Here is a 2522-nt window from a genome sequence, read left to right as displayed (position 1 = left end):
GAAAGGAGCAAGCCGTAATGCCCACATAGATGTGCCCGAGGAGGGGAACAGCCCTGTCATAGGGGTTGATGGCCTGCTCAACACTGCTGCCTTTGTTCGGCAGTTGCGTGAGCGACTGGCTGATGACGAAGAGGGTGGTGAGGGTCAGTGGGCGGGCATTCTGCAGCTGAGCTCCCCAGATCCCGCAGTGGGGAGCCGTTCCGGAGCTGAATCGCCAGATGGTGGTGCGGTTACTGGCAGTGCTGGCCGCGCGGATGGTGACTGTGGTGGACCCGGTCGGGCAGGGCGGGGGTGACCCCGGTGAGTACGACCGCTGCGACGCCGTGGGATCGGATTGAGGGCAAGGTCCAGCCGTGGCATCGCGACCGGCTCGCGGTGATCTATGTCCGTCAGTCGACTCCCCAGCAGGTCCTCGATCACGCCGAGTCCACCCGGCTGCAGTACGGACTCACGCAACGGGCCGTCGACCTGGGCTGGTCCCCGTCCCGGGTCCTGCTGATCGACGAGGACCTGGGACACTCTGCGTCCGGCGTCGTGGACCGGCCCGGCTTCCAGCGTCTGGTCTCCGAGGTCGGTCTGGACCACGTGGGCCTGGTGCTGGGCCTGGAAATGTCGCGCCTGGCCCGCAGCGGCCGCGAATGGCACCAGCTGCTGGAGCTGTGCGCGCTGTCGGGCGCTCTGCTGGCAGACCCGGACGGGGTCTATGACCCGGCCGAGCACAACGACCGCATGCTGCTGGGGCTGAAGGGCACGATCAGCGAGGCGGAACTGCATCTGATCAAACAGCGGATGTGGAACGGACGGATCGGCAAGGCCCGTCGCGGCGAGCTGGCCGTGCCACTGCCAGTGGGCTATCTGCGCCGCCCGGACGGTCAGGTCGTGCGTGATCCGGACCAGCAGGTGCAGGCCGTGGTCCGTCTGGTCTTCGACCTGTTCGACGAACTCGCCACGATCAACGCGGTGTTGCGGTTCCTGGTCGACCACAGCATCCAGATAGGCATCCGGGTGCGCGAGGGCCCCGAACGCGGGACGCTCGCCTGGCGCCGTCCCAGCCGGATTCTGATCCAGAACATGCTCCGCCACCCCGCCTATGCCGGGGTCTATGTCTATGGCCGCAGCCGGACCGATCCCCGCCGGCGTCTGGCGGGACGTCCGTTCACCGGACGCGTCCGCAAGCCACCCGAGGACTGGCTGGTCTATCTGCCCGACGTCCTGCCTGCCTATATCAGCGCCGAGCGCCATGAACGCAACCTTGCCCGGATCGAGGCGAACCGGGCCCGTTCCCAGAGCATGGGTGCCCTGCGCGACGGGCCGGCCCTGCTGGTCGGGCTGATCTTCTGCGGCCGGTGTGACACCCGCATGGTCGTGCACTACCAGCGCGGCCAGGGCGGAAAGCTGTGGCCGAAGTACGAGTGCAGCCGGGCGAAGACCGACTACGGCGGCGAGCTGTGCCAGCAACTGTCCGGGACCTGCGTCGACCGCCATGTGACCGGTCTGCTGCTGGCAGCGATGGCGCCCGCCGCCCTGGAGGTCTCGCTGCAGGCCGCCGAGCAGGCCCAGAAACGGCGCAAAGAGGTAGACCGGATCTGGCAGCAGCGTCTGGAACGCGCGGACTATGCCGCCGACCGGGCCCGGCGCCAGTACCAGTTGGCCGAACCCGAGAACCGCCTGGTGGTCCGGGAACTGGAGAAGGACTGGGAACACGCGCTGGCCGAACGGCGGCAGCTCAGTGAGGAGTACGACCGCCACGCCGCAGCCCGGCCCCCCATCATCACCGCCGCCGAGCGCGACCAGATCCGGGCCCTGGCCGCCGACCTCCCCGCCGTCTGGCAGGCGCCCACCACCACCGATGCGGACCGAAAACAGCTGACCAGGCACCTAATCGAGAAAGTCAGCGTCACCGTCGTCGGCGACAGCGAACGCGTCACCGTCCAGGTCACCTGGGCCGGCGGACACCGCACCGCCGGCGAACTCGTCCGCCCGGTCGCCCGTCTGGACCAGCTCAGCTACTTCCCCCGCCTGGCCGCGCGGGCCCGCGAACTCGCCCAGACCGGCCACTCCGCCCCGGCCATCGCAAAGATCCTGAACTCCGAGGGCTTCCGTCCACCCAAACGCCGCGAACACTTCGGCACCCAGGGCGTCCGCACACTGCTGCAGGAACTGGGCTGCGTCAGCCAGCAGGAACAGGCCCTCCGCCGGGGAGCCGCACAACTCGGCCGGCACGAGTGGTGGCTGACCGACCTCGCCCGCGAGCTCGGCATGCCCCGGGTGACCCTCTTCGGATGGATCAAACACGGCTGGGTCACGGCCCACCAGCTCACCGACCGGCGCCGGTCCTGGATCATCCACGCCGACCCCGCACAAGTCGAACGGCTCCGCCGACTCCACCAGCAGTCCCGCGGCCACCGACCACGACAAGCCTGGCTCGACCACCAGCAGGCGACGATAATCCGAAGCGAGGAAGGAAACCAAGACGATGACGTCGAACCGCACGTATGACAGCACTGCGGCTTGCTCATCGA

Annotated in this window: 1 protein-coding gene; it reads left to right on the top strand. The window is 68.5% G+C overall.

Features of this window, described 5'->3' with window-relative positions; genetic code table 11:
- Nucleotides 1-300: 300 nt before the first annotated feature.
- Nucleotides 301-2499, top strand: coding sequence for a recombinase family protein (locus ABZW18_RS34575; protein WP_356195439.1), 2199 nt, complete (start codon nucleotides 301-303; stop codon nucleotides 2497-2499).
- Nucleotides 2500-2522 lie beyond the last annotated feature (23 nt).

Source organism: Streptomyces sp. NPDC004647 (genome assembly GCF_040609575.1).
Classification (GTDB): Bacteria; Actinomycetota; Actinomycetes; order Streptomycetales; family Streptomycetaceae; genus Streptomyces.
This window is presented reverse-complemented; position numbering and strand designations above follow the sequence as displayed.